This is a genomic window from Aureimonas sp. N4 (genome assembly GCF_001463925.1).
In the GTDB taxonomy this organism is placed as follows: Bacteria; Pseudomonadota; Alphaproteobacteria; order Rhizobiales; family Rhizobiaceae; genus Aureimonas; species Aureimonas ureilytica_A.
Genome location: NZ_BBWS01000039.1, coordinates 55,467 through 80,712, shown reverse-complemented (window position 1 = coordinate 80,712; position 25,246 = coordinate 55,467). Strand labels below are relative to the sequence as shown.

24 protein-coding genes are annotated in these 25,246 nt (G+C 67.3%); 17 read left to right on the top strand and 7 right to left on the bottom strand.

Features of this window, described 5'->3' with window-relative positions; genetic code table 11:
* The 11 genes from AUL28_RS11840 to AUL28_RS11790 all read left to right on the top strand — a co-directional run.
* Positions 1 to 884, top strand: an 884-nt coding sequence (locus AUL28_RS11840; RefSeq protein ID WP_156419944.1) for an aminotransferase family protein, incomplete at its 5' end; no start/stop codon positions are given.
* A 902-nt stretch (positions 885 to 1,786) separates the two neighbouring features.
* The gene (locus AUL28_RS11835; RefSeq protein WP_058634807.1) at positions 1,787 to 2,383 is read left to right on the top strand and encodes an amino acid synthesis family protein; all 597 of its coding nucleotides are present in this window, start codon (positions 1,787 to 1,789) and stop codon (positions 2,381 to 2,383) included.
* Positions 2,358 to 3,146 (top strand): alpha/beta fold hydrolase, encoded by a 789-nt coding sequence (locus AUL28_RS11830; RefSeq protein WP_062232700.1) that lies wholly within the window; start codon positions 2,358 to 2,360, stop codon positions 3,144 to 3,146. The genes AUL28_RS11835 and AUL28_RS11830 overlap by 26 nt, the downstream gene beginning before the upstream one ends.
* A 22-nt stretch (positions 3,147 to 3,168) precedes the next feature.
* A complete protein-coding gene (locus AUL28_RS11825) occupies positions 3,169 to 4,095 on the top strand; it encodes a flavin reductase (RefSeq protein ID WP_062232697.1) in 927 nt (308 codons plus the stop codon).
* A 4-nt stretch (positions 4,096 to 4,099) separates the two neighbouring features.
* Entirely contained in the window at positions 4,100 to 5,140 is a 1,041-nt protein-coding gene (locus AUL28_RS11820) for an LLM class flavin-dependent oxidoreductase (RefSeq protein WP_062232695.1), read from the top strand.
* A gap of 4 nt (positions 5,141 to 5,144) precedes the next feature.
* Positions 5,145 to 6,608, top strand: a complete 1,464-nt coding sequence (locus AUL28_RS11815) for an aldehyde dehydrogenase (protein ID WP_062232692.1) — start codon at positions 5,145 to 5,147, stop codon at positions 6,606 to 6,608.
* 268 nt (positions 6,609 to 6,876) lie between these two features.
* Complete coding sequence (locus tag AUL28_RS11810; RefSeq protein ID WP_062232690.1) at positions 6,877 to 7,896, top strand: ABC transporter substrate-binding protein; 1,020 nt, start codon at positions 6,877 to 6,879, stop codon at positions 7,894 to 7,896.
* An 89-nt stretch (positions 7,897 to 7,985) separates the two neighbouring features.
* Positions 7,986 to 8,861: an ABC transporter permease gene (locus AUL28_RS11805; protein WP_062232687.1), complete on the top strand. Its 876-nt coding sequence runs from the start codon at positions 7,986 to 7,988 to the stop codon at positions 8,859 to 8,861.
* A gap of 1 nt (position 8,862) precedes the next feature.
* Entirely contained in the window at positions 8,863 to 9,663 is an 801-nt protein-coding gene (locus AUL28_RS11800) for an ABC transporter permease (protein ID WP_062218899.1), read from the top strand.
* Positions 9,660 to 10,742 (top strand): ABC transporter ATP-binding protein, encoded by a 1,083-nt coding sequence (locus tag AUL28_RS11795; protein WP_062232684.1) that lies wholly within the window; start codon positions 9,660 to 9,662, stop codon positions 10,740 to 10,742. Before AUL28_RS11800 ends, AUL28_RS11795 begins: the two co-directional genes overlap by 4 nt.
* Positions 10,743 to 10,781: 39 nt before the next feature.
* A complete protein-coding gene (locus tag AUL28_RS11790; protein ID WP_062232681.1) occupies positions 10,782 to 11,489 on the top strand; it encodes a GntR family transcriptional regulator in 708 nt (235 codons plus the stop codon).
* Positions 11,490 to 11,511: 22 nt separating this feature from the next.
* Here the strand turns inward: AUL28_RS11790 and purU are convergent, their stop codons facing one another.
* From purU to AUL28_RS11755, 7 genes are all read right to left on the bottom strand, one after another.
* Positions 11,512 to 12,396 carry a formyltetrahydrofolate deformylase gene (purU, locus tag AUL28_RS11785; protein ID WP_062232678.1) on the bottom strand — a complete coding sequence of 295 codons (885 nt, stop codon included), beginning with the start codon at positions 12,394 to 12,396 and terminating at the stop codon, positions 11,512 to 11,514.
* 32 nt (positions 12,397 to 12,428) lie between these two features.
* Entirely contained in the window at positions 12,429 to 13,736 is a 1,308-nt protein-coding gene (glnT, locus tag AUL28_RS11780) for a type III glutamate--ammonia ligase (protein ID WP_062232675.1), read from the bottom strand.
* A 160-nt stretch (positions 13,737 to 13,896) separates the two neighbouring features.
* On the bottom strand, positions 13,897 to 15,222 hold the full coding sequence (locus AUL28_RS11775; protein WP_058599751.1) for an FMN-binding glutamate synthase family protein: 1,326 nt from the start codon (positions 15,220 to 15,222) through the stop codon (positions 13,897 to 13,899).
* A 17-nt stretch (positions 15,223 to 15,239) separates the two neighbouring features.
* A complete protein-coding gene (locus tag AUL28_RS11770) occupies positions 15,240 to 15,926 on the bottom strand; it encodes a GXGXG domain-containing protein (protein WP_062232672.1) in 687 nt (228 codons plus the stop codon).
* A 99-nt stretch (positions 15,927 to 16,025) separates the two neighbouring features.
* Complete coding sequence (locus tag AUL28_RS11765) at positions 16,026 to 16,937, bottom strand: class II glutamine amidotransferase (protein WP_062232670.1); 912 nt, start codon at positions 16,935 to 16,937, stop codon at positions 16,026 to 16,028.
* A 127-nt stretch (positions 16,938 to 17,064) separates the two neighbouring features.
* Positions 17,065 to 17,757, bottom strand: a complete 693-nt coding sequence (locus AUL28_RS11760; protein WP_058599754.1) for a helix-turn-helix domain-containing protein — start codon at positions 17,755 to 17,757, stop codon at positions 17,065 to 17,067.
* Between the two features lie 67 nt (positions 17,758 to 17,824).
* Positions 17,825 to 18,811, bottom strand: a complete 987-nt coding sequence (locus tag AUL28_RS11755; RefSeq protein ID WP_062232668.1) for a GlxA family transcriptional regulator — start codon at positions 18,809 to 18,811, stop codon at positions 17,825 to 17,827.
* Positions 18,812 to 18,905: 94 nt separating this feature from the next.
* On the opposite strand from AUL28_RS11755, the gene AUL28_RS11750 reads away from it, so the two are divergent.
* The 6 genes from AUL28_RS11750 (at position 18,906) to AUL28_RS22645 (ending at position 25,234) form a co-directional block, all read left to right on the top strand.
* Complete coding sequence (locus AUL28_RS11750) at positions 18,906 to 20,156, top strand: sarcosine oxidase subunit beta family protein (protein WP_062232666.1); 1,251 nt, start codon at positions 18,906 to 18,908, stop codon at positions 20,154 to 20,156.
* Positions 20,157 to 20,163: 7 nt separating this feature from the next.
* Complete coding sequence (locus tag AUL28_RS11745; protein ID WP_062232664.1) at positions 20,164 to 20,460, top strand: sarcosine oxidase subunit delta; 297 nt, start codon at positions 20,164 to 20,166, stop codon at positions 20,458 to 20,460.
* Positions 20,457 to 23,405, top strand: coding sequence for a sarcosine oxidase subunit alpha family protein (locus AUL28_RS11740; protein WP_062232662.1), 2,949 nt, complete (start codon positions 20,457 to 20,459; stop codon positions 23,403 to 23,405). Before AUL28_RS11745 ends, AUL28_RS11740 begins: the two co-directional genes overlap by 4 nt.
* Positions 23,398 to 23,934, top strand: coding sequence for a sarcosine oxidase subunit gamma (locus AUL28_RS11735; protein ID WP_062232660.1), 537 nt, complete (start codon positions 23,398 to 23,400; stop codon positions 23,932 to 23,934). The genes AUL28_RS11740 and AUL28_RS11735 overlap by 8 nt, the downstream gene beginning before the upstream one ends.
* Before the next feature lie 581 nt (positions 23,935 to 24,515).
* Positions 24,516 to 24,761, top strand: a complete 246-nt coding sequence (locus tag AUL28_RS22650; protein ID WP_156419976.1) for a hypothetical protein — start codon at positions 24,516 to 24,518, stop codon at positions 24,759 to 24,761.
* Between the two features lie 305 nt (positions 24,762 to 25,066).
* Entirely contained in the window at positions 25,067 to 25,234 is a 168-nt protein-coding gene (locus AUL28_RS22645) for a hypothetical protein (protein WP_156419975.1), read from the top strand.
* The last annotated feature ends 12 nt before the right edge of the window (positions 25,235 to 25,246 follow it).

Below are 25,246 nucleotides of genomic sequence, written 5' to 3'. Positions count from 1 at the left end.
CCGGCCAGTTGCAGCGCGCCGCCATGTACGGACCCTACCCGGACGGCTTCGTCATGGTTCCGCATTGCCTGGAATACCGGAAGCAGTGGGATGTCGAGAACTATGGCGAGCGGGCGGCCGACGCCATCGAGGAGGTGATCCTGCGCGAGGGGCCGGACACGATCGGCCTTCTGTGCCTCGAACCCGTGACCGCCGGGGGCGGCGTCATCGTGCCGCCCGAGGGCTACTGGCCGCGCGTTCAGGAGATCTGCCGCAAGTACGACATTCTCCTGCATATCGATGAGGTGGTCTGCGGCCTCGGGCGCACCGGCACCTGGTTCGGCTACCAGAATTTCGGCGTCCAGCCTGATTTCGTGACCATGGCCAAGGGCGTGGCGTCCGGCTACGCGGCGATCTCCTGCACGGTGACGACCGAGGCCGTGTTCGAGAAGTTCAAGGACGACGCCGATCCGATGGCCCATTTCCGGGACATCTCGACCTTCGGGGGCTGCACGGCGGGTCCGACGGCGGCGCTGGAAAACATGCGCATCATCGAGGACGAGGGACTGCTCGACAACTGCCTCGCCATGGGTGCGCGGCTGCGCGGCAATCTCGAAGCTTTGAAAGAGAAGCACGCTGTCATCGGGGATGTGCGCGGGCTCGGCCTGTTCCAGGGCGCGGAGCTGGTGAAGGATCGCGCGACCAAGGAGCCGGTGGACGAGAAGAGCGTGGCGCGCGTCATCGCGGAAGCGGGTGCGCGCGGGGTAATGATCGGCGCGTCGAACCGCTCGATCCCCGGCCTCAACAACACGCTCTGCCTTGCCCCGGCGCTGGTGGTCAGCGCCGCCGAGATCGACGCCATCACCGCCGCCATCGACGGTGCGCTGACGGCCGTGTTCGGCTGATCGGGGAGCCATGCGCGAGCCCCGCCGACAAAGGTGGGGCTCGCGATCGACGGGTCTTCAGAAGATCGGATCGCTTCGAGCTGGAGTCTTCCACTTGTGATCCCGGCGGCGGGACGCGGAAAAGTCGGTGAAGACGGCGATTTTCACGGGAGGCGCAGACTGCGTTCGTCTTGGAGGACGCCTAGGAAGGGCGGTTGCTTTCATCGTCTGCCCGAACGAGAGTCTCGTGCGCGCGTCTGGAGCGGATCGAGTCACGGACGGAGCCTCTCTTTTGTCGCTCTCGCAGACCTCCCTCCGTGAACAGACAAACGCCGCAGATGGCTGATGCCGCGCCCGGACATGCCAGGCAGAGGCGATGAACCGCCTTTGGGATGCTGGCGTGAAACGAGGCTGCGCCAGGCAGCGATGTCACCGCCCCCTTGAACTCAACGCCAACAGCCACGGCCGCGACGAGCGCCGTGGCCACAAGCAGTCGAATACCGGGAATCGCGAGCAGACGCTGGCCGTCCTCGTCGGCGGTGGCCAGCGCGTCGCTCTCTCTGGTTCCGCTTGCGATATCGGTTCCGAGGCTGCGCGACTCGTACCAGGGCTGGCAGCAGGTGGCGCCTGCGCGTGGACGACGTCGAGGGCTCGTCGATGATCGGTGTCGGCCTCCCTGGTGCTATTTGGCGTCGGTTTCCTGTGGACCGAGACCCCCCCGAATCCTCGGCCGCTTCCGCCCAGGGCACATAGGCTCGCAACACCCTGACCGCGTTTGCGACGGCGCCCTTCAAGAGGTCGAATGAAGACGTCCGGCCCCTTCCTTCGGATCGCCACGAACCACGTTGCAACGGGCGATTGACAGATCGTATTTTGGTATACCATGATACGGTACGTTTTGAAGGTCGAGAAGGCTTCCTGAGATGGACATTCGCAAAACGCTGCTGCAGGTCGAGACGACCCTGGTCGAGGGCGGCAAGGCGGCGCCGGTTCCGCTCAAGCTCTTCACCGCCATCGCAGTGGTGCGGAACCCTTGGGCCGGGCGCGGCTTCGTGGAAGATCTGAAGCCCGAGATCCATGCCGGCGCGCCGATCCTGGGCGAGCTTCTGACGCGGATGATCCTTGAGGCCGTCGGCTCGGGCGAGGCGGTGGAGGCCTATGGCAAGTCGGCCGTGGTCGGGCTCGACGGCGAGATCGAGCACGCTTCGGCACTGATCCACACGCTGCGTTTCGGCAATCATTACCGGCAGGCGGTCGGCGCGAAATCCTATCTTGCCTTCTGCAACACCCGAGGGCCCGCCAACGCGCCCGTCATGATCCCTCTCATGGACAAGAACGACGAGGGCCGCCGCTCCCATTACCTGACCATCCAGACCTCGGTGCCCGACGCACCGGCGGCGAACGAAATTCTCGTCGCGCTCGGTGCGTCCGTGGGCGGGCGTCCGCACCACCGCATCGGCGACCGTTATCAGGACCTCAAGGATCTGGGCCACGATGTCGCCAACCCCGCAGCGGTCTAGGACGGCGGGCGGCACCGCTTTCCACGAGGCCGGCTCGGGCGAGCCGCTCGTCCTCGTGCATGGCGTGGGGATGCGGCTGGACGCCTGGGGCCCGCAGATCGAGGCCCTGTCGCGCACGCACCGCGTCATCGCGCTGGACATGCCGGGGCACGGCGAGAGCGCGCCCCTGCCGCCGGGAGCGCCGCTCGAGGTCTTCGTGGACTGGCTCGGCCGGACGTTCGATGAACTGGCGTTGGACCGGGTCAATCTCGCCGGTCATTCCATGGGCGCGCTGATCGCCGGCGGCTCGGCTGCGCGCTTCGGCCCGCGCATCGCCCGCGTCGCGTTGCTCAACGGCGTGTATCGCCGCTCGCCGGAAGCGCGCGCCGCCGTTCTCGCTCGCGCGGCCGAGATCGCCGCGGGCGGGGCGGTGGATTTCGACGGGCCGCTCCGGCGCTGGTTCGGCGAAGGCGCGGAGCATGAACCCGCCTACCGCCTGACGCGCGGCTGGCTCAGCCGCGTGGACCCGGCCGGCTACGCCACGGCCTATGCCGCCTTTGCCGGCGGCGACGCGACCTATGCCGATACCTGGCCCGATATCGAATGCCCCGCCCTCTTCGTGACGGGCGACGGCGACCCCAATTCCACGCCGGCCATGAGCCGGGCCATGGCCGAGGCCGCGCCCAAGGGCGAGGCCGCTATCATCGAGGGCCACCGCCATATGGTGAACCTCACCGCGCCGGACGAGGTGAACCGGCTTCTATCGGACTGGTTGCGACGCTGACGAACTCCCCGGAGGAAACGGCATGACCTCTTTCGACCCCCGCGCCCTGCGCGACGCCTTCGGCGCCTTCGCCACCGGCGTCACCGTCGTCACCACCCGAACCGCTGAGGGCGGCCCGATCGGCTTCACCGCCAATTCCTTCGCCTCCGTCTCGCTCGATCCGCCTCTGCTTCTGGTGTGCCTCGCCAAGACCTCGCGCAACTATGCCCATGTCACGGGCGCGTCGGGCTTCGCGGTCAATATCCTCGCCGAAGATCAGAAGGACGTCTCCAACACCTTCGCGCGGCCGGTCGAGGATCGGTTCTCGGCGGTGGACTGGCGCGACGGGCCGGTGGGCTCCCCGGTCTTCCCGGCGGCGGCGGCGTGGTTCGACTGCACAACGGACCGGATCGTGGACGCGGGCGACCATGCCATCCTGATCGGGCGCGTCGGCGGCTTCGAGAATTCCGGCCGCAACGGGCTCGGCTATGTCAGGGGCGGATATTTTACGCCCTCGCTCGAAGCCAAGGCCGCAAGAGCCGCCACGAACGAGGAGACGATCGTCTCGGCCGTGGTGGAGCGCGCCGGCGAGATCCTGCTGGTGTCCGAAGCGGATGGGCGTTTCGCCCTTCCCGGCACGATGCTCGGCGAGCGCGATCCGGTGACCGCGATCGAGGCCGATCTCTCCGAACGGCTCGGGCTGGAGATCGCGGCCGGTTATCTCTTCTCGGTGTTCGAGGACCGGGCGGGGCGGCGTCAGAACATCGTCTATCGCTCCGTCGCGGAAGCGGGCGAGCCGAAGACGGGCCGCTTCTTCCCCTTGGACGCATTGCCGATGGACCGGCTCGCAACGACCCACGCCGCCGACATTCTCAGGCGCTTCGTCTCCGAGCGGGCGCTCGGCAATTTCGGCGTCTATGTCGGCAACGAGACCGCCGGCCAGGTTCATCCGCTGGCACGAAAGGCCTGACCCCATGAAGTTCTCCCTTTTCGTCCATATGGAGCGCCTCGACGCGGGCCAGCGGCAGGAAGACCTCTACGAGGAGTTTCTCCAGCTTTGCGAGATCGCCGACCGGGGCGGGATGCACGCCATCTGGACCGGCGAGCATCACGGCATGGATTTCACCATCGCGCCGAACCCGTTCGTGACCATCGCCGATCTCGCCTCGCGCGTGAAACAGGCGCGGCTCGGCACGGGCACGGTGATCGCGCCCTTTTGGCACCCGATCAAGCTGGCGGGTGAAGCGGCGATGACCGATCTCATCACGCGCGGGCGGCTCGACCTCGGCATCGCGCGCGGGGCCTATTCCTACGAATACGAGCGGCTGCACCCCGGCCTCGACGCCTGGGGCGCGGGCCAGCGGATGCGCGAGCTGATCCCGGCGGTGAAGAACATCTGGGCTGGCGACTATGCCCATGAAGGCGAGTTCTGGACCTTCCCGTCCACGACATCGGCGCCGAAGCCCGTGCAGGCCGGCGGGCCGCCGATCTGGGTGGCGGCGCGCGATCCCAACAGCCATGAATTCGCCGTCGCCAACGATTGCAATGTGCAGGTGACGCCCCTCTGGCAGGACGATGGCGAAACGCGCACGCTGATGGAGCGGTTCGAGGCGGCCTGCGCGGCGCACCCGGAGAAAGCGCGGCCGAAGATCATGCTCCTGCGCCACACCTATGTCGGCTCGGACGAGGCCGATGTCGCCGAGGCCGCGCGCGAGCTGTCGGTCTATTACAACTACTTCTTCGCCTGGTTCAAGAACGAGCGGCCCGTCCATCAGGGCTTGATCGAGCGCCTGTCGCCCGAGGAACTCCTCGCCAATCCGATGATCTCGGCCGAAGCCATGCGGCGCAACAATGTGGTGGGCGAGTCCGGCGAGGTGATCGAGCGCATCAAGGCCTACGAGGCCATGGGATACGACGAATATTCCTTCTGGATCGACACCGGCATGAGCTTCGAGCGCAAGAAAGCCTCGCTCGAACGCTTCATCGCCGAGGTCATGCCGGCCTTCGGAGCCTGATCCGATGCGAAGCTTCCAGTCCTATATCGACGGCGCTTTCACGGACGGCGAGGCGCGGTTCGAAAGCCTCGACCCCGCCACCGGCGCGCCCTGGGCCGAGATGCCCGAAGCGCGCGAGGGCGATGTGGACCGCGCGGTGCGCGCGGCCGACCGGGCGCTGTGGGAAGGCGAATGGCCTCGCCTCACGCCGAGCGCGCGCGGTAAGCTTCTCTACCGCCTCGCCGATCTCGTGGCTGAGAATGCGCAGGTTCTGGCCGAGCTGGAAACGCGCGACACCGGCAAGATCATCCGCGAGACATCGGCGCAGATCGCCTATGTCGCGGATTATTACCGCTATTACGCGGGGCTGGCCGACAAGATCGAAGGCGCGGTCCTGCCGATCGACAAGCCCGATATGGAGGTCTGGACGCGGCGCGAGCCGGTGGGCGTCGTCGCCGCCATCGTGCCGTGGAACAGCCAGCTCTTCCTGGCCGCCGTCAAGCTCGGCCCGGCGCTGGCGGCGGGCTGCACGCTCGTGGTCAAGGCCTCCGAGGACGGGCCGGCCCCGCTTCTGGAATTCGCCCGGCTCGTCCACGAAGCCGGCTTTCCGCCGGGCGTCGTCAATATCATCACCGGCTTCGGCCTGGCCTGCGGCTCGGCACTGGCGCGCCATCCGCTCGTCGCCCATGTCGCCTTCACGGGCGGGCCGGAAACGGCGCGCCATATCGTGCGCGGCTCGGCCGAGAACCTCGCCTCCACCTCGCTGGAGCTGGGCGGCAAGTCGCCTTTCGTCGTCTTTGCCGACGCCGATCTCGAAAGCGCGGCCAATGCGCAGGTCGCCGCCATCTTCGCCGCCACGGGTCAAAGCTGCGTCGCGGGCTCGCGCCTTCTGGTGGAGCGCGCCGCCAAGGAGCGGATGCTGGCGCTCCTGACCGAGAAGGCCGAGCGCGTCGCCATCGGCGCGCCGCTCGACCGCGCGACGGAGGTCGGCCCGCTCTGCACGCTGCGCCAGCGCGAGCATATCCAGGGGCTGGTGGATCGCTCGCTCCAGGCGGGCGCGACGCTCGTAACGGGCGGGCGTGTGCCGGACGGCGCGGGCTGGTTCTACCCGCCCACCATTCTCGACTGCGACGGCGCGGCCTCGCCCTCGCTGGCGGAAGAGTTCTTCGGCCCCGTCCTCTCGGTCGTCTCTTTCGAGAACGAGGCGGAGGCGATCCGTCTCGCCAACGACACTGCCTTCGGCCTCGCAGCCGGCATCTTCACCACCAGCCTGACGCGGGCGCATCGCGTGTCGCGCGCCATCCGCTCGGGCGTCGTTTGGATCAACACGTACCGCGCCGTCTCGCCCATCGCGCCCTTCGGCGGCTTCAAGCGGTCCGGCCACGGGCGCGAAGGCGGGCTCGCCGCCGCGCTCGACTACACAAGGACGAAAACCGTCTGGCTGCGCACCTCGGACGATCCGATCCCGGACCCGTTCGTGATGCGCTGAGAGCCCGTTCGACAACCCGTCGGCGGAGGGCCGGCGAGGGAATTTTTGTCCCCGTGAGGCGCCAAACGCAGTCGATGCCGGGAGCATCGACTGACATTGGCAACGAAACGGGGGCGAAAAGGACCCGCTGGGCCGACCCGAACGGGTCGTCGAACGGGCTCCAACGGATCGGCCCCGGACCGGGGCTAGGGAGGACCGGCGCGCCGCGAAGGCGCGCCGATGGAATGCAGGCCGTGACAGCCCCTCGAACCCTCGGAGCACAGATCTCATGAAACGCGCATTCCTTCTCTCGGCGCTTCTCGCCGCCGCAGCGCCGATCGTCGTCGCCCTGCCGGCGTCTGCCGCCGACATGGTCTTCACCAGTTGGGGCGGCACGACGCAGGACGCGCAGAAGGCGGCTTGGGCCGATCCTTTCGCGGCCAAGGCCGGCGTCAACGTCCTGATGGACGGGCCGACCGACTACGGCAAGCTGAAGGCCATGGTGGAGGCCAAGGGCGTCACCTGGGATGTGGTGGATGTCGAGGGCGACTATGCCGTGCAAGCGGGCCAGCAGGGGCTTCTGGAGCCGCTGGACTTCGGCGTGATCGACAAGACCAAGCTCGACCCGCGCTTCGTCACCGACCATTCGGTCGGCTCCTTCTATTATTCCTTCGTGATCGGCTGCAATTCGGGCGCGGTCGCCGCCTGCCCCAAGACCTGGGCGGACCTCTTCGACACCGCCAAGTTCCCGGGCAAGCGGACCTTCTACAAATGGTCCGCCCCCGGCGTGATCGAGGCGGCGCTTCTGGCCGACGGCGTACCCGCCGACAAGCTCTATCCGCTCGACCTCGACCGCGCCTTCAAGAAGCTCGACACGATCAAGTCGGATATCATCTGGTGGTCGGGCGGGGCGCAGTCGCAGCAGCTTCTGGCCTCCGCCGAAGCGCCCTACGGCTCCTTCTGGAACGGACGCCTGACCGCGCTCGCCCATGACGGCGTGCCCGTCGAGACCTCCTGGGACGGCAATATCACCGCCGCCGACGCCCTCGTCGTGCCCAAGGGCACGAAGAACAAGGAGAACGCGATGAAGTTCATCGCCTTCGCGACCTCGCCGGAGGCGCAGGCCCAGATGGCGGCGCTGACGGGATACGCTCCGACCAACACCGGCTCCCCCGCGCTGATGGACCCCGCCGTCGCCAAGACCCTGCCGGACCAGCAGAAGGCGAGCCAGGTCAATGCCGACATGACCTATTGGGCGCAGCACCGCGACGAGATCGGCACCCGCTGGTACGCCTGGCAGGCCCAGTAAGGGGCGGCGGATCGAGGCGGCCCCCGCGCGCCGCCTCGCCCGCGCTTGTCCTGCCCTCCCCTGCCCCTGACCCAGAAGGGCGAGTGACCATGTCCCATCTCACCAACAGTCCGGCCCTGATCGCGCGCCCGCAGCGGCGGCGCTGGCTGCCTGCCGGGCTCGGCCCGGCGGTCCCGGCGCTGCTGCTTCTCTTCGTCTTCTTCGTCGTACCCGTGGTGTCGCTGCTTCTGCGCAGCGTTCTCGAACCCCAACCGGGCCTTCAGAACTATGAGACGCTGCTGGGCTCCCAGACCTATCTGCGCGTCTTCCTGAACACGTTCACCGTGTCCGGCCTCGTGACCGCGCTCGCCGTCCTGATCGGTTTTCCGGTGGCCTGGTCGCTCGCCATCATGCCGCCGAGCTGGTCGCGCATCGTCTTCGCCATTCTGCTCCTGTCGATGTGGACCAATCTCCTGGCCCGCACCTATGCCTGGATGGTGCTTCTCCAGCGCACCGGCATCATCAACAAGACCTTGATGAATCTCGAGATCATCAGCCAGCCGTTGACCCTCGTGAACAATCTCGTCGGTGTCACGATCGGCATGGTCTATATCATGCTGCCCTTCATCATCCTGCCGCTCTACGGCGTCATCCGGCGCATCGACCCGGCCATCCTCCAGGCGGCGGCGCTCTGTGGGGCGACGCGCTGGCAGTGCCTCTGGCGCGTTCTCGTGCCGTTGGCCGCGCCCGGCATGGCGGCGGGCGCGCTCATGGTCTTCGTCATGTCGCTCGGCTATTTCGTCACGCCCGCGCTGCTCGGCGGCACGTCCAACATGATGCTCGCCGAACTCGTCGCCCAGTTCGTCCAGTCGCTCGTCAACTGGGGCATGGGCAGCGCGGCGGCCTTCGTGCTCCTCGTCGTGACGCTGGCGCTCTACGCGTTGCAGCTCAAGCTCTTCGGCACGTCCGAAATGGGAGGGCGCTGACATGCTTCTGCATTTCGAACGCCTCGGCTGGTGGCGCTATGTCCTGATCGCGATCACGCTTCTGACGACGGCTTTCCTGCTCCTGCCGATCCTCTTCATCGCGGCGCTCTCCTTCGGCTCGTCGCAATGGCTGATCTTCCCCCCGCCCTCGTGGACGCTGCGCTGGTACGCCGAGTTCTTCGCCGATCCGCGCTGGCTGGAATCGGCCTGGGTCAGCTTCCAGATCGCCTGTCTCGTCACGCTCTTCTCGGTCGGCATCGGGCTCTGCGCCTCCTTCGCGCTGGTACGCGGCCGGTTCCGGGGGCGCGAGGCGCTCAAAGCCCTGTTCCTGACGCCGATGATCCTGCCCGTCGTGGTGCTGGCGGTGGCGCTCTACGCGTTCTTCCTGCGCGTCGGGCTGAACGGAACGGTGACGGGCTTCGTGATCGCCCATCTCGTGGTCGCCCTGCCCTTCTCGATCCTCGCGATCACCAACGCGCTGGAGGGTTTCGACAAGTCGATCGAGGATGCGGCCGTGCTGTGCGGCGCGAGCCCGCTGGAGGCCAAGATCCGCATCACGCTGCCCTCGATCGGGCACGGGCTCTTCTCGGCGGCGATCTTTTCCTTCCTGACCTCATGGGACGAAGTGGTTCTGGCGATCTTCATGGCGAGCCCGACGCTCCAGACCCTGCCCGTGCGCATCTGGACCGTGCTTCGCCAGGACCTGACGCCGGTCATCGCCAGCGCCTCGACGCTGCTCGTCCTCTTCACCATCGCCCTTATGGTGCTCGCCGCCCTGGTGCGAAAAGGATTCAAGTCGTGAGCGATCCGTTCCTGCAAATCCGTGGCATCCGCAAGGAATATGGCAAGCTGATCGCCGTCCAGAATGTCGATCTCGATATCCGTCGCGGCGAGTTCATGACCTTTCTCGGCCCTTCGGGCTCGGGCAAGTCCACCACGCTCTACATCCTCGCCGGTTTCGAGTCGCCCAGCTCGGGCGACATTCTCCTGAACGGTCAGTCGCTTCTCTCCACGCCCTCGCATCTGCGTCAGATCGGCATGGTGTTCCAGCGCTACACGCTGTTTCCCCACCTGACGGTCGGCGAGAACATCGCCTTCCCCCTGAAGGTGCGCCGGCGCTCCAAGGCCGAGATCGACGCCAAGGTGCGCGAGATGCTGCGCCTCGTCCGGCTCGAAGGCTTCGAGGATCGCAAGCCCGCGCAGATGTCGGGCGGCCAGCAGCAGCGCGTGGCGCTGGCCCGCGCGCTCGCCTACGATCCGCCGGTGCTTCTGATGGACGAGCCGCTCTCGGCGCTCGACAAGAAGCTGCGCGAGGAAATCCAGCACGAGATCCGTCGCATCCACCAGGAAACGGAAGTGACGATCCTCTATGTCACGCACGATCAGGAAGAGGCGCTGCGCATGTCCGATCGCATCGCCGTCTTCTCGAAAGGCGTGATCGATCAGGTCGGCACGGGGTCGCAGCTCTATGCCGAGCCCGCGACGCGCTTCGTCGCCGAGTTCATCGGCGACAGCGATTTTCTGTCCTGTGCGGTGCTCGCGTCCGACGGGCATGTGGCGGATGTTCGCCTCGGCCCCGATCTCGTCGTGCCGGGCGTGCCCGTTCACGGCGGCGGCGGCCGGCAGAACAAGGGCTCGCTGCTTCTGCGCCCCGAGCGCCTGCATCTCCATCGCCGCGAGCCGGAGGACGCGCGCACGCTCCCCGTGCGGGTGGACGACATGACGTTTCTAGGCTCGAACGTTCATGTCGCGGCGCGCACGAGCTGGGGTGAAACGGTGTCGGTGCGCCTGCCCTTCGGCCACGAGGCGATCAGCGGCCTGTCGAAAGGCGATACGGTGTGGCTTGGCTTCGATCCACACGCCACGCATGTCTTCTGCTGATAGAGACAGATCGGGACATCGACAGGAAACGGAACGAGCATGACAGTGGCAAGCTCCACGGCCCCCGACCCGCGCCGCACGCGCCTGCGCGTCGAGCGCCCGCAACGCACGCTGCGCGAGCTGACGCTGGAGAAGATGCGCGAATCCATTCTGGAGCGCTATTTCAAGCCCGGCGAGCGGCTGGTGGAGCGCGACCTGTGCGAGCAGCTGGGCGTCAGCCGCACGATCGTGCGCGAGGTGCTGCGCCATCTGGAATCGGAAGGGCTGGTGTCGATTCTGCCGCAGAAGGGGCCGATCGTCGCCGAGACGACGCTGGACGAGGCGCGGCAGATCTACGACATTCGCGGCGCGCTGGAAGCGCTGGCGGCTGGTACCTGCGCCGAGCGCAAGGGGCCGGAGGCCGCCGACCGGCTGGAGGTCGTTCTCGGGCGCATCAAGGCCGCCTATGGCGTGCGGGACGGGCGGCAGGTTCTCGCCGAGACCAGCGAATTTTACCGCATCCTCTTCGAGGAGGCGGGCTGCGATGTCGCCTGGAGCATCGTCAGCTCTCTGACGGCGCGCATCAACCATCTGCGCTCGCTGACCATCAAGACCGAGCGCCGCGATGTCGAGGGGCCGGAGCAGATGGCGCGCATGATCGCCGCCATTCGCGCGCGGGATAAGGAGCGCGCCGCGAATGCCGCCGCCACCCATGTCGCCGAAGCCTCGCGCATCGCCCAGGCGCTTCTGGCGCGGCAGGGCGACTGATCGGGAGGCTCGCCGCGAGCGTTCAGCCCATGCGCTCCGAAGCGTAGCCGCCGGGAGACGCCGGGAAGACCACCGTGCGATCGCCATTGGGGAAGACGCGGTGGTGGATATGGGCGTGGATCGCGCGCGAAAGGACCTGCGCTTCCACGTCCCGGCCGATGGTCACGTAATCGGCCGAGGATTGCGCATGGGTGATGCGCGCCACGTCCTGCTCGATGATCGGCCCTTCGTCGAGATCGGCGGTCACGTAATGCGCCGTCGCGCCAATCAGCTTCACGCCGCGCTCATAGGCCTGCTTGTAGGGGTTGGCGCCCTTGAAGCTCGGCAGGAACGAGTGGTGAATGTTGATGATGCGCCCCGACATGCTTTGGCACATCGCGTCCGACAACACCTGCATATAGCGCGCGAGCACGATCAGTTCGGTGCCCGCCTCCTCCGCGATTTGGAGAATGCGCGCCTCGGCCTCGGGCTTGTTGGCCTTGGTCACCGGCACGTGGTGGAAGGGAATGTCGTGGTTCACCACGAGCTTCTGATAGTCGAGATGGTTGGAGACGACGCCGACAATGTCGATCGGCAGCGCGCCGATGCGCCAGCGGTAGAGAATGTCGTTGAGGCAATGGCCGAAGCGAGAGACCATGAGCAGCACCTTCATGCGCTGCGCGGCGTCATGGAAAGCGTAGGTCATGGCGAAGGGTGCCGCGATCTCGGCAAAGCCCGCCTCGACGCCGGCGAGGTCCGCCCCCTCTTCCGAGTTGAAGCCGACGCGCATGAAGAAGCGGCCGGTGTCGAGATCGTCGAACTGCGCGGAATCGACGATATTGCAGCCCTTGGCCGCCAGATGCGTCGATATGGCCGCGACGATGCCGCGCGTGGAGCGGCAGGTCACGGTCAGGATGTATTGGCTCATCGCCGGATCTCCATCAGGGCGAGCGGAACGGCTCAGACGTCGAGCGTCGTCTCGTGCTCCCAGGCCGTGAACTGGCTGCAATAGCTGTCCCATTCGCGGCGCTTGAGGGTGAGATAAGCCGAGGAGAATTCGCGGCCCATCGCCGCCTGCAGACCGTCGTCCTTTTCGTAATCGCGAAGCGCGTCGAGAAGGTTGAGCGGCAGGCGGGGCGCGTCCGTGATCGTATGGCCCTCGCGATACATGTCGATGTCGCGATGCGGGCCGGGATCGGCCTTGGTGCGGATGCCGTCGAGCCCGGCGGCGATGATGATGGCCTGAAGCAGATAAGGATTCACCGCTCCGTCCGGTAGGCGCAGCTCGAAGCGCCCCGGTCCGGGTACGCGCACCATATGGGTGCGGTTGTTGCCGGTCCAGGTGACCGAGTTGGGCGCCCAGGTCGCGCCCGAGATGGTGCGCGGCGCGTTGATGCGCTTGTAGGAATTGACGGTCGGATTGGTGATCGCCGCCAGCGCCGAGGCGTGCTTCATGATACCGCCGAGGAAGTGCCGGCCCTGCTCCGACAGGGCGAAGGGCATGGTCTTGTCGGCGAAGGCGTTCCGCGTGCCCTCCAGGTTCCAGACCGAGATATGGCAATGGCAGCCATTGCCGGTCAGGCCCTTGAAGGGCTTGGGCATGAAGGTCGCGCGCAGCCCGTGCTTCTCGGCCACCGACTTGGTCATGAACTTAAAGAAGGAATGCTTGTCGGCGGTTTTCAGCGCATCGTCATATTCCCAGTTCATCTCGAACTGGCCGTTCGCGTCCTCATGGTCGTTCTGATAGGGCTTCCAGCCGAGTTCCAGCATTCCGTCGCAGATTTCGGCGATGGCGTCGAAGCGGCGCATCAGCGCCTGCTGGTCGTAGCAGGGCTTCTCGGCCGCGTCATAGGCGTCCGAAATCTGCTGGCCGTCGGGCGTCACGAGGAAGAATTCCGGCTCGACGCCGGTCTTCACCCGCAACCCTTCCGAGGCCGCTTCCTCGATCAGACGCTTGAGAAGAACGCGCGGGGCCTGATCGACAGGCTTGTCGTCCATCATACAGTCGGCCGCGACCCAGGCCACATCGGGTTTCCAGGGAAGCTGCATGACCGCCGAGGCGTCCGGCACGGCGAAGAGATCGGGATGGGCGGGCGTCAGGTCGAGCCAGGTGGCAAAGCCCGCAAAGCCCGCGCCGTCGCGCGCCATGTCGCCGATGGCCTGTGCCGGCACCAGCTTGGCCCGCTGCCCGCCGAAGAGATCGGTATAGGAGATCATGAAATAGCGGATACCGCGCTCGGCGGCATAGGCGGAGAGATCGACGGTCATCGCGGAACCCTTGGACGGTTGCGGATCGAAAGGATGGGGCCATGTTGGGGAGAAGGACCGGCGCGCTCTCCTCCAGACGCGCCGGTCGTGTGGTCGTGACTGTCGGAGCCTGTGGGGAAGGCCGGTCGGGTTGGTCCGCCGGCGTGTTTCCCAAAAGGTTTCAGAAGCCCTTGCCGGGAATCCAGCCCGTGCCGGCGATGGGCACCTGCGCCATGGCGGCGGCCTCGATGGTCAGCGCCACGAGGTCTTCGGGTTCGAGATTGTGCAGATGGTTGTGGCCGCAGGCGCGCGCGATGGTCTGCGCCTCCAGCGTCATGACCTTGAGATAGTTCGCGAGCCGCCTTCCCGCGAGCGCGGGGTCCACCCGCTTCATCAGCTCGGGGTCCTGCGTGGTGATGCCGGCAGGGTCCTTGCCCTCGTGCCAGTCGTCATAAGCGCCCGCCGTGGTGCCGAGCGCCTGATACTCGGCTTCCCATTTCGGGTCGTTGTCGCCGATGGCGACCAGCGCCGCCGTGCCGATGGCAACAGCGTCGGCCCCGAGCGCCAGCGCCTTGGCGACATCGGCGCCCGAGCGGATGCCGCCCGAGACGATGAGCTGCACCTTGCGATGCATTCCCAGATCCTGAAGCGCCTGAACGGCGGGGCGGATGCAGGCGAGCGTCGGCATGCCGACATTCTCGATGAAGACGTCCTGCGTCGCCGCCGTGCCACCCTGCATGCCGTCCAGCACCACGACATCGGCCCCGGCTTTCACGGCGAGCGCGGTGTCGTAATAGGGCCGCGAACCGCCGACCTTGACGTAGATCGGCTTTTCCCAGTCCGTGATCTCGCGCAGCTCCAGGATCTTGATTTCCAGATCGTCCGGCCCCGTCCAGTCCGGATGGCGGCAGGCCGAGCGCTGGTCGATCCCTTCGGGCAGGTTGCGCATCTTAGCGACACGGGGGCTGATCTTCTGGCCGAGCAACATGCCGCCGCCGCCGGGCTTGGCCCCCTGCCCGACCACGACCTCGATCGCATCGGCCCGGCGCAGGTCCTTGGGGTTCATGCCGTAGCGGGAGGGGAGATACTGGTAGACCAGCGTCTGGCTATGGCCGCGCTCCTCGTCGGTCATGCCGCCATCGCCCGTCGTGGTCGAGGTGCCGGCCATGGTCGCGCCGCGCCCCAGCGCCTCCTTGGCGGGGCCGGACAGCGCGCCGAAGCTCATGCCCGCGATGGTGATCGGGATTTTCAGATGGATCGGCTTCTTGGCGTAGCGCGTGCCGAGCGTGACGGAGGTGTCGCACTTCTCGCGATACCCCTCCAGCGGATAGCGCGAAATCGACGCGCCCAGAAACAGGAGGTCGTCGAAATGGGGCACCTTGCGCTTGGTGCCGCCGCCCCGGATGTCGTAGATGCCGGTCGCCGCCGCGCGGCGGATTTCCGCCATCGTGTGGTCGTCGAAGGTCGCCGACTTCTTCGGCGGCATGGGAGGGTTCTGATAGCTCATCGGTCCGTCTTCCCGCCTCAATACGCGTCGGCGTTGTCGATGTTGAACGTGTAGAGCGTGCGGGCCGAGCCGTAGCGCTTGAACTCGGAGGGCGAGACGCCCTCGACGCCGGCCTTGGCGAGAAGCTCGCCGAGAGCGTCCAGATGCTCGGGCCGCATCTCCTTCTCGATGCAGTCCGCGCCCAGGCTCTTCACCGAGCCGCGCACGAAAAGGCGCGCCTCGTAGAGAGAGTCGCCGAGCGCGTCGCCGGCATCGCCCAGCACCACGAGATTGCCGGACTGCGCCATGAAGGCCGACATGTGGCCGATCGAGCCGTGCACCACGATGTCGATGCCCTTCATCGAGATGCCGCAGCGGGACGCCGCATTGCCCTTGATGACGAGAAGCCCGCCGCGGCCGGTCGCGCCGGCATATTGCGAGGCGTCGCCCTCGATCACGACCGTGCCCGACATCATGTTCTCGGCGACGCCCGGCCCGGCCGAGCCCTCGACGGTGACGGTGCCGCCGTCGTTCATGCCGGCGCAGTAATAGCCGACCGAGCCCTTCACCTGCACGGCGAGCGGGCTGTCGATGCCGACCGCCACGGAATGCGCGCCGCGCGGGTTCACCACCTCGAACGCCGTGTCGTTGGTGCCGGCCGGAACGGCATGGAGCGCCTGGTTCAGCTCACGCAGCGGCGTGACAGCCAAGTCGAAGACGGGCATGGAATGATCCTTCGATGGAGCTAGAGCATTTCCAGCGAAAGCCGGGTCGGCTTTCGCGCCCGGACAATGCGAAAAACAAAAGCCTGGAACGGGCGCGCCTCAGGCGGCGGCCTTGTCGTGATCCCAGAAATAGACGGTGGAGGGCTCGGGCTCCCAGACGCGGGCTGTCTCGATGCCCGGCAGGTTCACGAGCGCGCGGTATTCCGAGCCGAAGGCGACATATTGATCGGTCTCGGCCATCACGGCAGGCTTGCAGGCGATGGGATCGCGCAACACGCCGAAGCCCGATTTCGTGCCGACCACGAAGGTGAAGAACCCGTCGAGGTCGTCGAGCGCGCCGGTCAGCGCTTCGCCCAGATCCTTGCCCGTCTCCATCTCGGCGGTGAGATAGGCGGCGGCGACCTCGGAATCGTTCGTCGTCTCGAAGCGCATCCCCTTCTTCACCAGCTCGCGGCGCAGATTGTTGTGGTTGGAGAGCGAGCCATTGTGCACGAGGCACTGGTCGGCCCCGGTCGAGAACGGGTGCGCGCCCATGGTCGTGACTGCCGACTCCGTCGCCATGCGGGTGTGGCCGATGCCGTGCGTGCCGTGCATCTCAGACACGCCGAAGCGGGCCACCACATCCTTGGGCAGGCCGACTTCCTTGTAGATCTCGACGCTGGTGCCCGCGCCCATGACGCGCAGCGAAGGGGAGATGGCCGCCAGCGCCTCGCGCACGGCTTCCAGCCTGTCCTCCGCCACCGTGATCACGGCATGGGTGCTCTTGACGGTGACGCGGGCCGAGCCGCCGGAGACCTCCGCCAGCTTCTCCTCAAGCCCGGCGAAATCGCTGGCGGGCTCGGGCGACTGCACGGTGAGCTTGGCCTGCCCGTCCGCCTCGCCGCCATAGATGGCGATGCCGGCGGAGTCCGGCCCGCGATCGGTCATGGTGATCAACATGTCCGACAGGAGAGCGCCGAGCTGGGGCTCCAGGGCCGGGTCTTTCAGGAACAATCCAACGATGCCGCACATGGCCGGTCTCCGTCATTCGTTGGACGGAACGTAAGCCAAGATGCGGACGGGAATCAACTAGGAGGAATAAAAAATTCCTCAGAAGAAATATTGGGCAATTGCCTTCTTCATAGGCAGCCTGCTGGCGTCAGGGCGCGGCGGCGCTTTGTGGATAGGCGATGATCGAGAGATAGCGGCTCGGCAGGGTGACGAGCTGTTCCGGCCCGTGCGGTGCATCGGCGTCGAAGAACAGGCTGTCGCCCGGACGCATGTGGAAGAGCTGGTCGCCATGGCGGTACACGACCTCGCCCTCCAGCATGTAGAGAAACTCCATGCCGGCGTGCTGGAAGGTCGGGAACACGTCGGAATCGGTGGTGAGCGTGATGAGATAGGGCTCGACCGTGACGCCGCTCGTGTTCTCGTGGATATGGCCGAGGAGGTTGTACTGATGGCCCGCGCGGGTCCCGCGTCGCTCCAGTTCCACCCCCTCGCCCGCGCGTACGAACACGGCGTTGCGCACCTCCTCGTAGCGCCGGAAAAAGGCGGTGATGGGCAGGCCCAGCGCGCGCGCCAGCGCCTGGAGGCTGGTCAGCGAGGGCGAGATATTGCCGTTCTCGATCTTGGACAACATGCCGGGTGATAGGCCCGTGGCGCTGGCAAGATCCGCCACGGTGATGCCGAGGTCCTTGCGCCGCGCGCGCACCTCCAGCCCGATCGCCATTTCCAGATTGTTCTGCCGGGGCTCGCGCACGGCATGGGGGTCCTGCGCCAGGACGGGCGCCGCCTCGACGCGCATCGTCTCCGAAGACCCGCCTTCGTCCCGTCTGTCCGACCCCGCCATCCGCCCGCCTTTCCAACTCGCTCCCCTCCCACATGGAGGGGATGGGCGGCCGCGTCCAGAAAAAGCGTCAGGCTGGGCGATGGGCCGCGCGCGTCTCGGCCGGGCTGCGGCCGAAGGCCTCGCGAAAGCGGCGCGAGAAATGGCTGGCGCTGGAAAAGCCGGTGGCAAACGCGATCTCGGCCACCGACAGCGGGCTTTCGCGAAGCAAGCGCGCGGCATGGTCGAGCCGCAGCCGGCCATACTCCGCCGCAAAGGTCGTGCCGCGATGCTCGCGAAACAGGCGGTCCACCTGCCGCGTGGACAGGCCCACCAGCCGCGCCATGGCCTGCCGGCTGAGCGGCGCTTCGACGCTCGCCTCCATCTGGCCGAGGATCGCGACGAGGGCGGGATGATGCACGCCGTAGCGCTCCGGCAGGGAGCCGCGCTGCGGCCCGGCCGCCGCGCCGATCTCGGTGTGGAGAAACCAGTCCGAGACGCGCCGCGCGAAATCGGCGCCCATACGCTCGGCGATCAGCGCATGGGTCATGTCGAGCGGCGCGACACCGCCGCCGCAGGTCAGGCGGTCGCGGTCGATCACGAAGCGCGCCTGCTCGGGCGAAAGATCGGGAAAGGCCTCGCGCAGCGCCGGCGCGTGTTCCCAGTGGATGGTGAAGCGCCGGCCCCGCAGGAGGCCTGCCGCCGCGAGCACGAAGGAGCCGCCCGAAATGCCGCCGAGCCGCACGCCCTCGCTCGCGGCCTGGCGCAGCGCGGCGTGGACGGCCGGCCGGTGCCACGCCTCCGGCGAGCCGCCGGCACAGACGAAGAGCATATCCAGCCCCCAGTCGCGCGCCGGCAGCGCTACGGCCTCCAGTTCCGCCGCGCCGGACGAGCGCACGCGCCCGCCCCCTTCCGCGAAGGCCACCGTGCGATAGAGCGCGCGTCCGGCCAGGATATTGGCGGCGCGAAACGGCTCGCTCGCCGAGGCGAAGGACATGAGCGCGAAGCCGGGCAGAAGCAGGAAGCCGATCCGCTCCGAAGCGGTGGATGGGGTGGAGGGGTCAGGAAGCGCATTCATGTCTCTGACGTATCAGGATGTGTCTTTATAAGGCAAGCCAAGCCGCCTCCTGCGCTGGCACTCTCCCAAATGTCAGTCATTGCCGGGGCCGCCCATGCGCTATTCCGCCCTTTCCGTCTTCCTGAACGGCCTTCGCGGCAACACGCGCTGGACGCCCGCGTGGCGCGACCCCGCGCCCCAGCCCCGGTATGACGTGGTGATCGTGGGCGGCGGCGGGCATGGGCTCGCGACCGCCTATTATCTCGCCAAGACCTTCGGCATCCGCAATGTCGCGGTGCTGGAAAAGGGCTGGCTTGGCTCGGGCAATATCGGGCGCAACACCACGATCATTCGCTCGAACTATCTCCTGCCCGGCAACAACCCGTTCTACGAATTGTCGATGAAGCTCTGGGAAGGGCTGGAGCAGGACTTCAACTACAACGCCATGGTCTCGCAGCGCGGCGTCCTCAACCTTTTCCATTCCGACGCGCAGCGCGACGCCTATACGAGGCGCGGCAACGCCATGCGCCTGCACGGGGTGGATGCCGAGCTTCTGGACGCCGAGGCCGTGCGCGCCAAGTTGCCGTTTCTGGACTTCCACAATGCGCGCTTTCCCATCAAGGGCGGCCTCCTCCAGCCGCGCGGCGGCACGGTGCGCCACGATGCGGTCGCCTGGGGCTATGCGCGCGGGGCCGACACGCTGGGCGTCGATGTCATCCAGAACTGCGAAGTGACCAGCATCCGGCGCGAGAACGGGCGCGTCGTCGGCGTCGAGACCAGCAAGGGCTTCATCGGCGCGGGCAAGCTGGCGCTCGCCACCGCCGGGCATTCCTCGCGCACCGCCGCCATGGTGGACATGGTGCTGCCGCTGGAAAGCCATGTGCTCCAGGCCTTCGTATCGGAAGGGCTGAAGCCCTTCATCGACGGCGTCGTCACCTTCGGCGCGGGCCATTTCTACGTCTCGCAGTCCGACAAGGGCGGGCTGGTCTTCGGCGGCGATATCGACGGCTACAATTCCTATGCCCAGCGCGGCAATCTCGCCACCGTCGAGCATGTGGCGGAAGCGGGCGTCGCGATGATTCCGGCCCTGTCGCGCGTGCGGATGCTCCGCTCCTGGGGCGGCGTCATGGACATGTCGATGGACGGCTCGCCCATCATCGACCGCACCCCTATCGACAATCTCTATCTCAATGCCGGCTGGTGCTATGGCGGCTTCAAGGCGACGCCCGCCTCCGGCTTCTGCTTCGCGCATCTGATCGCCAAGGGCGAGCCGCACGAGACGGCGCGGGCCTTCCGGCTGGATCGGTTCCGGCGCGGCTATGCGATCGACGAAAAGGGCCAGGGCGCCCAGCCGAACCTTCACTGAGGACATCATGGCCAGTCTGATCCGCTGCCCCCATTGCGGGGCAAGGCCGAGGGAAGAGTTCACCGTCCGGGGCGCGGCCCTTGCCCGACCCGCGCCGGAGGCCGGCGAAGAGGCGTGGTACACCCATGTCTATCTGCGCGAGAACCCACGCGGCACCTATCGCGAATATTGGCACCATGCGAGTGGCTGCCGCCGCTGGTTGGTGGTGACGCGCGACACGGCGACCCATGAGACATCGAGCGTCGAGGACGCCGCCTCGCTGCGTCTCGCGGCCCCTGCCGCCACCACGGAGAGCGAGCGATGAGCGCCAGCCGGCTTCCCCAGGGCGGGCGGATCGACCGCTCGCGCCAGATCGCCTTCACCTTTGACGGGCGCGCCTATCAGGGCCATCCCGGCGACACGCTGGCCTCGGCGCTGATCGCCAACGACCGGCTGCTGATGGGCCGCTCGTTCAAATATCACCGCCCGCGCGGCCCGGTGACGGCGGGCGCGGCCGAACCCAACGCCCTGGTGACGATCGGCTCCGGCGGCCGGCGGCAGGCCAACACCCGCGCCACCATGGTGGAACTGATCGAAGGGCTCGCCTCCACCAGCCAGAACCGCTGGCCTTCGCTCGATTTCGACATCGGCGCGGTGAACGGCCTTCTCTCCCCCTTTCTCTCGGCGGGCTTCTACTACAAGACCTTCATGTGGCCCGCGCCCTTCTGGGAAAAGGTCTATGAGCCGCTGATCCGCCGCGCGGCGGGCCTTGGCCGGGCGAGCCACGAGGCCGATCCCGACGCTTACGAGAAGCTCTGGGCGCATTGCGACCTCCTGATCGTCGGCGCGGGGCCGGCGGGGCTCGCCGCCGCGCTGACGGCGGGCCGGGCGGGAGCGCGCACGATCCTTCTCGACGAGAATCCGCAAGCCGGCGGCTCGCTCCTCGGCGATACCGGGCGGCATATCGGAGCCGAGACGGCCGACGCCTTTGCTGACGCGGCGCTGCGCGAACTCGCCGATATGCCGCATGTGCGCGTCCTCCCGCGCACCACGGCCTTCGGCTGGTATGACGACATGGTGTTCGGCGCGGTGGAGCGCCTGCCTGCCGGCTCGCCCATGCCCGAACGCCTGTGGCGCGTCGCGGCGCGGCGCGCGATCCTCGCCACCGGCGCGGAAGAGCGCCCGCTCGTGTTCGGCGGCAACGATGTGCCCGGCGTCATGACGGCCGATGCCGCCCTCGCCTATGCCCGCCGTCATGGCGTCGCAGTCGGCGCGAAAGTCGCCGTTTTTGCCCAGTCCGACGCCGGCGCCCATGCCGCGCGCGCGCTGGAGGCGGCGGGCGTGGGTTTGGCAGCGGTCATCGACACGCGCGCCGAGGCGGCCGATCCCGGCGTGTCCGCGCCTTTCTTCCCCGGCGCGGTCGTGGCGGGCGCGTGGGGCGGCAAGCGCCTACGCGCCGTCACGGTTCGTCTGGCGAGTGGCGAGGAGCGGATCATCGAGGCCGACGCGCTCGCCATGTCCGGCGGGTTCAGCCCGCGCATCCATCTCGCCTGCCACCGGGGCGGCAAGCCGCGTTGGAGCGAGGCGCATTCGGCCTTTCTCGCGCCCGAGGCTCTCGGCCCCTTGTCGCTGGCCGGCTCGGCGAATGGCGCGATGACGCTGGCCGAATGCCTGGATGAAGGCGCACGCGCCGCGTCGGCCGCGCTCAAGGACTTGGGCATCGCAGCTCCGCCCGCCCACTTTGACCCAGTCGAGGGCGATGTGTCGGCCGCGCCCGCCCGCCCGGTCTGGCGCATCGCCGCGCCGAAGGGCAAGGCCTTCGTGGACTATCAGAACGACGTGCATCTGGCCGATCTCGGCCTCGCAGTGCGCGAGGGCTTCGCCCATGTGGAACTCGCCAAGCGCTACACGACCAACGGCATGGCGACCGATCAGGGCAAGCTCTCCAATGTCAACGCCATCGGCATTCTGGCCGAGGCGCGGGGCCTTTCGCCCGCCGAGGTCGGCACCACGACCTTCCGCCCCTTCTACACGCCCGTTTCCTTCGGCGCATTGACGGGGGCGGCCAAGGGGCGCGATTTCCAGCCCGTGCGCCGCTCGCCGCTGCATGGCTGGGCCGAACGCAACGGCGCGCGCTTCGTGGAAACCGGGCTCTGGTATCGCTCGGCGTGGTTCCCGCGCGCGGGCGAGACGCATTGGCGCGAGAGCGTCGATCGCGAAGCGCGCACCGTGCGCGAGGCGGCGGGGCTTTGCGACGTCTCGACGCTCGGCAAGATCGAGATCTTCGGCGCGGACGCCGCCGCCTTCCTCGACCGCATCTATTGCAACGGCTTCGCCAAGCTGCCCGTCGGGCGCGCGCGCTACGGCATCATGCTGCGCGAGGATGGAATGATCTACGATGACGGCACGACAAGCCGGCTCGCCGAAGATCATTTCGTCATGACCACCACCACGGCGCTCGCCGCCGGCGTGCTGGCCCATCTCGAATTCTACGTCCAGACCGTCTGGCCCGAACTGGACGTGCGGCTGGCTTCCTCTACCGACCAATGGGCGCAGATGGCGCTGGCCGGCCCGCGCGCGCGGGACATCCTGTCGGAGGTCGTGGATGGCGATCTGTCCGCCGAGGCGGTGCCTTTCATGGCCGCGCGGGCCGTCACGCTCTTTGGCGGACGACTGGAAGGCCGGCTCTTCCGCATCTCCTTCTCGGGCGAGCTCGCCTATGAGATCGCCGTGCCCGCCGGCTATGGCGAGGCGGTGGCCGACGCGCTGATGGCGGCGGGCGCGCCTCACGGCATCTGCCCCTATGGCGCGGAAGCGCTCGGCGTGCTGCGCATCGAAAAGGGCCATGTCACCCATGCGGAGATCAATGGCACGGTGACAGCAGCCGATCTCGGCATGGGGCGCATGGTCTCGCGCACCAAGAGCGATTTCGTCGGCAAGCACATGCTGGAGCGCGAGGGCCTCACCGCGCCCGGCCGCCCGGCGCTGGTCGGCGTTCAGCCGCTCGACCCCGCCACGAGCTTCAAGACGGGCTCGCATATCCTGAACAAGGGCGCGGACGCCACGCTCGAAAACGACCAAGGCTACGTCACCTCCTCCTGCTTCTCGCCGCATATCGGCTCCACGATCGGCCTCGCGCTGGTGGCGGGCGGCGCGGAGCGGCATGGCGAAGAGGTGCTGGTCTGGAACGGGCTCGCGGGCGAGGTCACGCCCGCCCGCCTCTGCGCCCCGTGCTTCGTCGATCCCGATAACAGGAGGCTCCATGCCTGAGGCGCTGACCCTCTCGCCCGCCCTGCCCTATCCGCCGCAACGCGCGCCGGACGGGAGCCTGACGCTCGCCGCGCTGCCGCAAGGCCGGCTGCTCCATGCGCTCGCCCGCCCCGGCGCGGACGCGGCCTCGCTCGAACCCCTCCTCGCGGCGCTGGGGGACGGCAGCCCTCATGCGGTGCGCCCCTATGCGCCCGGCCAATGGTTCGTGCTCGGCTCCGAGCCGCTGCGCCCCGGCGAATGGGCGCGGCTGACCACTCAGCCCGGCGCCTCGTTGGCGCTGAGCGACCAGAGCCATGGGCGCGTGCGCCTGTCGCTGGATGGGCCGCGGGCGCGCAGCACTCTGGCGCGGGGGACGGGGGTCGATCTCTACGAGACGGTCTTTACGCCGGGCAGTTCGGCCGCGACGCTCTTCGGCCATATCGGCATCCACCTCACCTGCCTCGCGCCGGAGCGTTTCGAGCTGATCGTCCTGCGCGGCTTCGCCGAAAGCCTCTGGCACGAATTGGTGACGGGAGCCTGCTGCCAATAGCCGATGGGACGGCGACGATTCTGTTCTGTTCCGATTTCCAGACAAAGAAAGCTCGAAACAGACGTCTGATGTATCGAGCCTTCGACCCTGCGACGAGGCTGCCGACCATCGTCCCTTCCGAAGCATGCGCATGACCTTGACCTCGGACACCGCCGCGCTGACGGGCTGACGGGCTGACACAACCAAGGTTTTCCCAAATGGTTTGACGATCAGGATGGACGTTACGAGCCCTCAAAAGCGTCGGCGCGTGGCCAAGAAAGAACGGCGACGGCACACGGCGCAGCGGATGCTGGGTGTGAAGACGGCCCGTGCAGCCCATTCCAGCAGCCAAAGTGAGCTGTGATTCCAGAACGAGGCCCGCGTCGGGCAGAAGGCGTTGTGATCTTCGGCGAATCCTATGAGGCTATTCGGCTTTCGTGGGAGCGACCGTCACGCCCGATGTTTTCTTTTGCGCTGTGCCTGTGGTTGGTATCTCCAACCTCCAGACGCTGCTTGAAACGGTCCCGTCCTGCTGGGCCGGCTTTGCCGAGTTTATGTATTGCTGCTATTGAAATCCGAGGACGCAGGAGGGAGGCAAGCGCATGGTCGAGGGCACCTCAATCCATACTGTGGACCGGATCACCAAGCCCATGCTGGTCTTTCAAGCCGCGAACGACGTGCGCCGCAAGCTGGCCGGAAGCGACCACATCGTGGATGCCACTCAGGCGCGGGGCATTCCCGCGTGCGAGCCCCTGCGCTTCAATGCCGGCTCGTCGTTCAAGCCAGCATCACCCAAACGGGCTGCTCGAGCTCCAGCAACGCACCCCGATCCCTGTCCGATGCGCTGATGCGCACTTTGCAGGCCTCCTGCCTGCATTGTCCTTGGGAGCCGATCTCGTGCGCTAACGCCCATCGCCGGGCGCGCCGTGTGCCACTGACGCGGCATGGCACGCTGATGCGCATTTTCGCCGGTTCTGGTCTAACGCATTGGAGGGCGGCGCATTACCATTCGAGTTCCTCCAACTCGATTCGCTCGGCCCCCGACGGGTCCGTCTTCCTCGACAACGTGACGGGCGCGAGCGGCAGCAACGAGGCGGAGGGTCCCGCTCCGTCGCAACATTCTCCTTGGCCATCATCCGAGATAAGCGCTTCCTTGGTCGAGACGCGGCAGTCCGTTTCTATCGCGGTGCGCCAGCAGACCAAGGCGCAGAGCGCCCGGAGCGAGAGGGAGATCGTGTGCTATGTCCCCGGCGTCATCGTCGAGACCGACGGCATCCAGCCGAAGGGTGATGACCGCGTTCTCCTGCGTGCCTTGGCATAACGACGCACACGG

Bases quoted from the DNA above. Each gene is read 5' to 3' on its own strand.
- AUL28_RS11755 (WP_062232668.1), bottom strand. From the start codon at position 18,811: ATGAATGCGCTTCCTGACCCCTCCACCCCATCCACCGCTTCGGAGCGG.
- AUL28_RS22650 (WP_156419976.1), top strand. From the start codon at position 24,516: ATGGTCGAGGGCACCTCAATCCATACTGTGGACCGGATCACCAAGCCC.
- AUL28_RS11810 (WP_062232690.1), top strand. From the start codon at position 6,877: ATGAAACGCGCATTCCTTCTCTCGGCGCTTCTCGCCGCCGCAGCGCCG.
- AUL28_RS11790 (WP_062232681.1), top strand. From the start codon at position 10,782: ATGACAGTGGCAAGCTCCACGGCCCCCGACCCGCGCCGCACGCGCCTG.
- AUL28_RS11820 (WP_062232695.1), top strand. From the start codon at position 4,100: ATGAAGTTCTCCCTTTTCGTCCATATGGAGCGCCTCGACGCGGGCCAG.
- AUL28_RS11735 (WP_062232660.1), top strand. From the start codon at position 23,398: ATGCCTGAGGCGCTGACCCTCTCGCCCGCCCTGCCCTATCCGCCGCAA.
- AUL28_RS11765 (WP_062232670.1), bottom strand. From the start codon at position 16,937: ATGTGCGGCATCGTTGGATTGTTCCTGAAAGACCCGGCCCTGGAGCCC.
- glnT (WP_062232675.1), bottom strand. From the start codon at position 13,736: ATGACCGTCGATCTCTCCGCCTATGCCGCCGAGCGCGGTATCCGCTAT.
- AUL28_RS11815 (WP_062232692.1), top strand. From the start codon at position 5,145: ATGCGAAGCTTCCAGTCCTATATCGACGGCGCTTTCACGGACGGCGAG.
- AUL28_RS11825 (WP_062232697.1), top strand. From the start codon at position 3,169: ATGACCTCTTTCGACCCCCGCGCCCTGCGCGACGCCTTCGGCGCCTTC.
- AUL28_RS11740 (WP_062232662.1), top strand. From the start codon at position 20,457: ATGAGCGCCAGCCGGCTTCCCCAGGGCGGGCGGATCGACCGCTCGCGC.
- AUL28_RS11745 (WP_062232664.1), top strand. From the start codon at position 20,164: ATGGCCAGTCTGATCCGCTGCCCCCATTGCGGGGCAAGGCCGAGGGAA.
- AUL28_RS11770 (WP_062232672.1), bottom strand. From the start codon at position 15,926: ATGCCCGTCTTCGACTTGGCTGTCACGCCGCTGCGTGAGCTGAACCAG.
- AUL28_RS11760 (WP_058599754.1), bottom strand. From the start codon at position 17,757: ATGGCGGGGTCGGACAGACGGGACGAAGGCGGGTCTTCGGAGACGATG.
- purU (WP_062232678.1), bottom strand. From the start codon at position 12,396: ATGAGCCAATACATCCTGACCGTGACCTGCCGCTCCACGCGCGGCATC.
- AUL28_RS11775 (WP_058599751.1), bottom strand. From the start codon at position 15,222: ATGAGCTATCAGAACCCTCCCATGCCGCCGAAGAAGTCGGCGACCTTC.
- AUL28_RS11830 (WP_062232700.1), top strand. From the start codon at position 2,358: ATGTCGCCAACCCCGCAGCGGTCTAGGACGGCGGGCGGCACCGCTTTC.
- AUL28_RS11805 (WP_062232687.1), top strand. From the start codon at position 7,986: ATGTCCCATCTCACCAACAGTCCGGCCCTGATCGCGCGCCCGCAGCGG.
- AUL28_RS11800 (WP_062218899.1), top strand. From the start codon at position 8,863: ATGCTTCTGCATTTCGAACGCCTCGGCTGGTGGCGCTATGTCCTGATC.
- AUL28_RS11835 (WP_058634807.1), top strand. From the start codon at position 1,787: ATGGACATTCGCAAAACGCTGCTGCAGGTCGAGACGACCCTGGTCGAG.
- AUL28_RS11750 (WP_062232666.1), top strand. From the start codon at position 18,906: ATGCGCTATTCCGCCCTTTCCGTCTTCCTGAACGGCCTTCGCGGCAAC.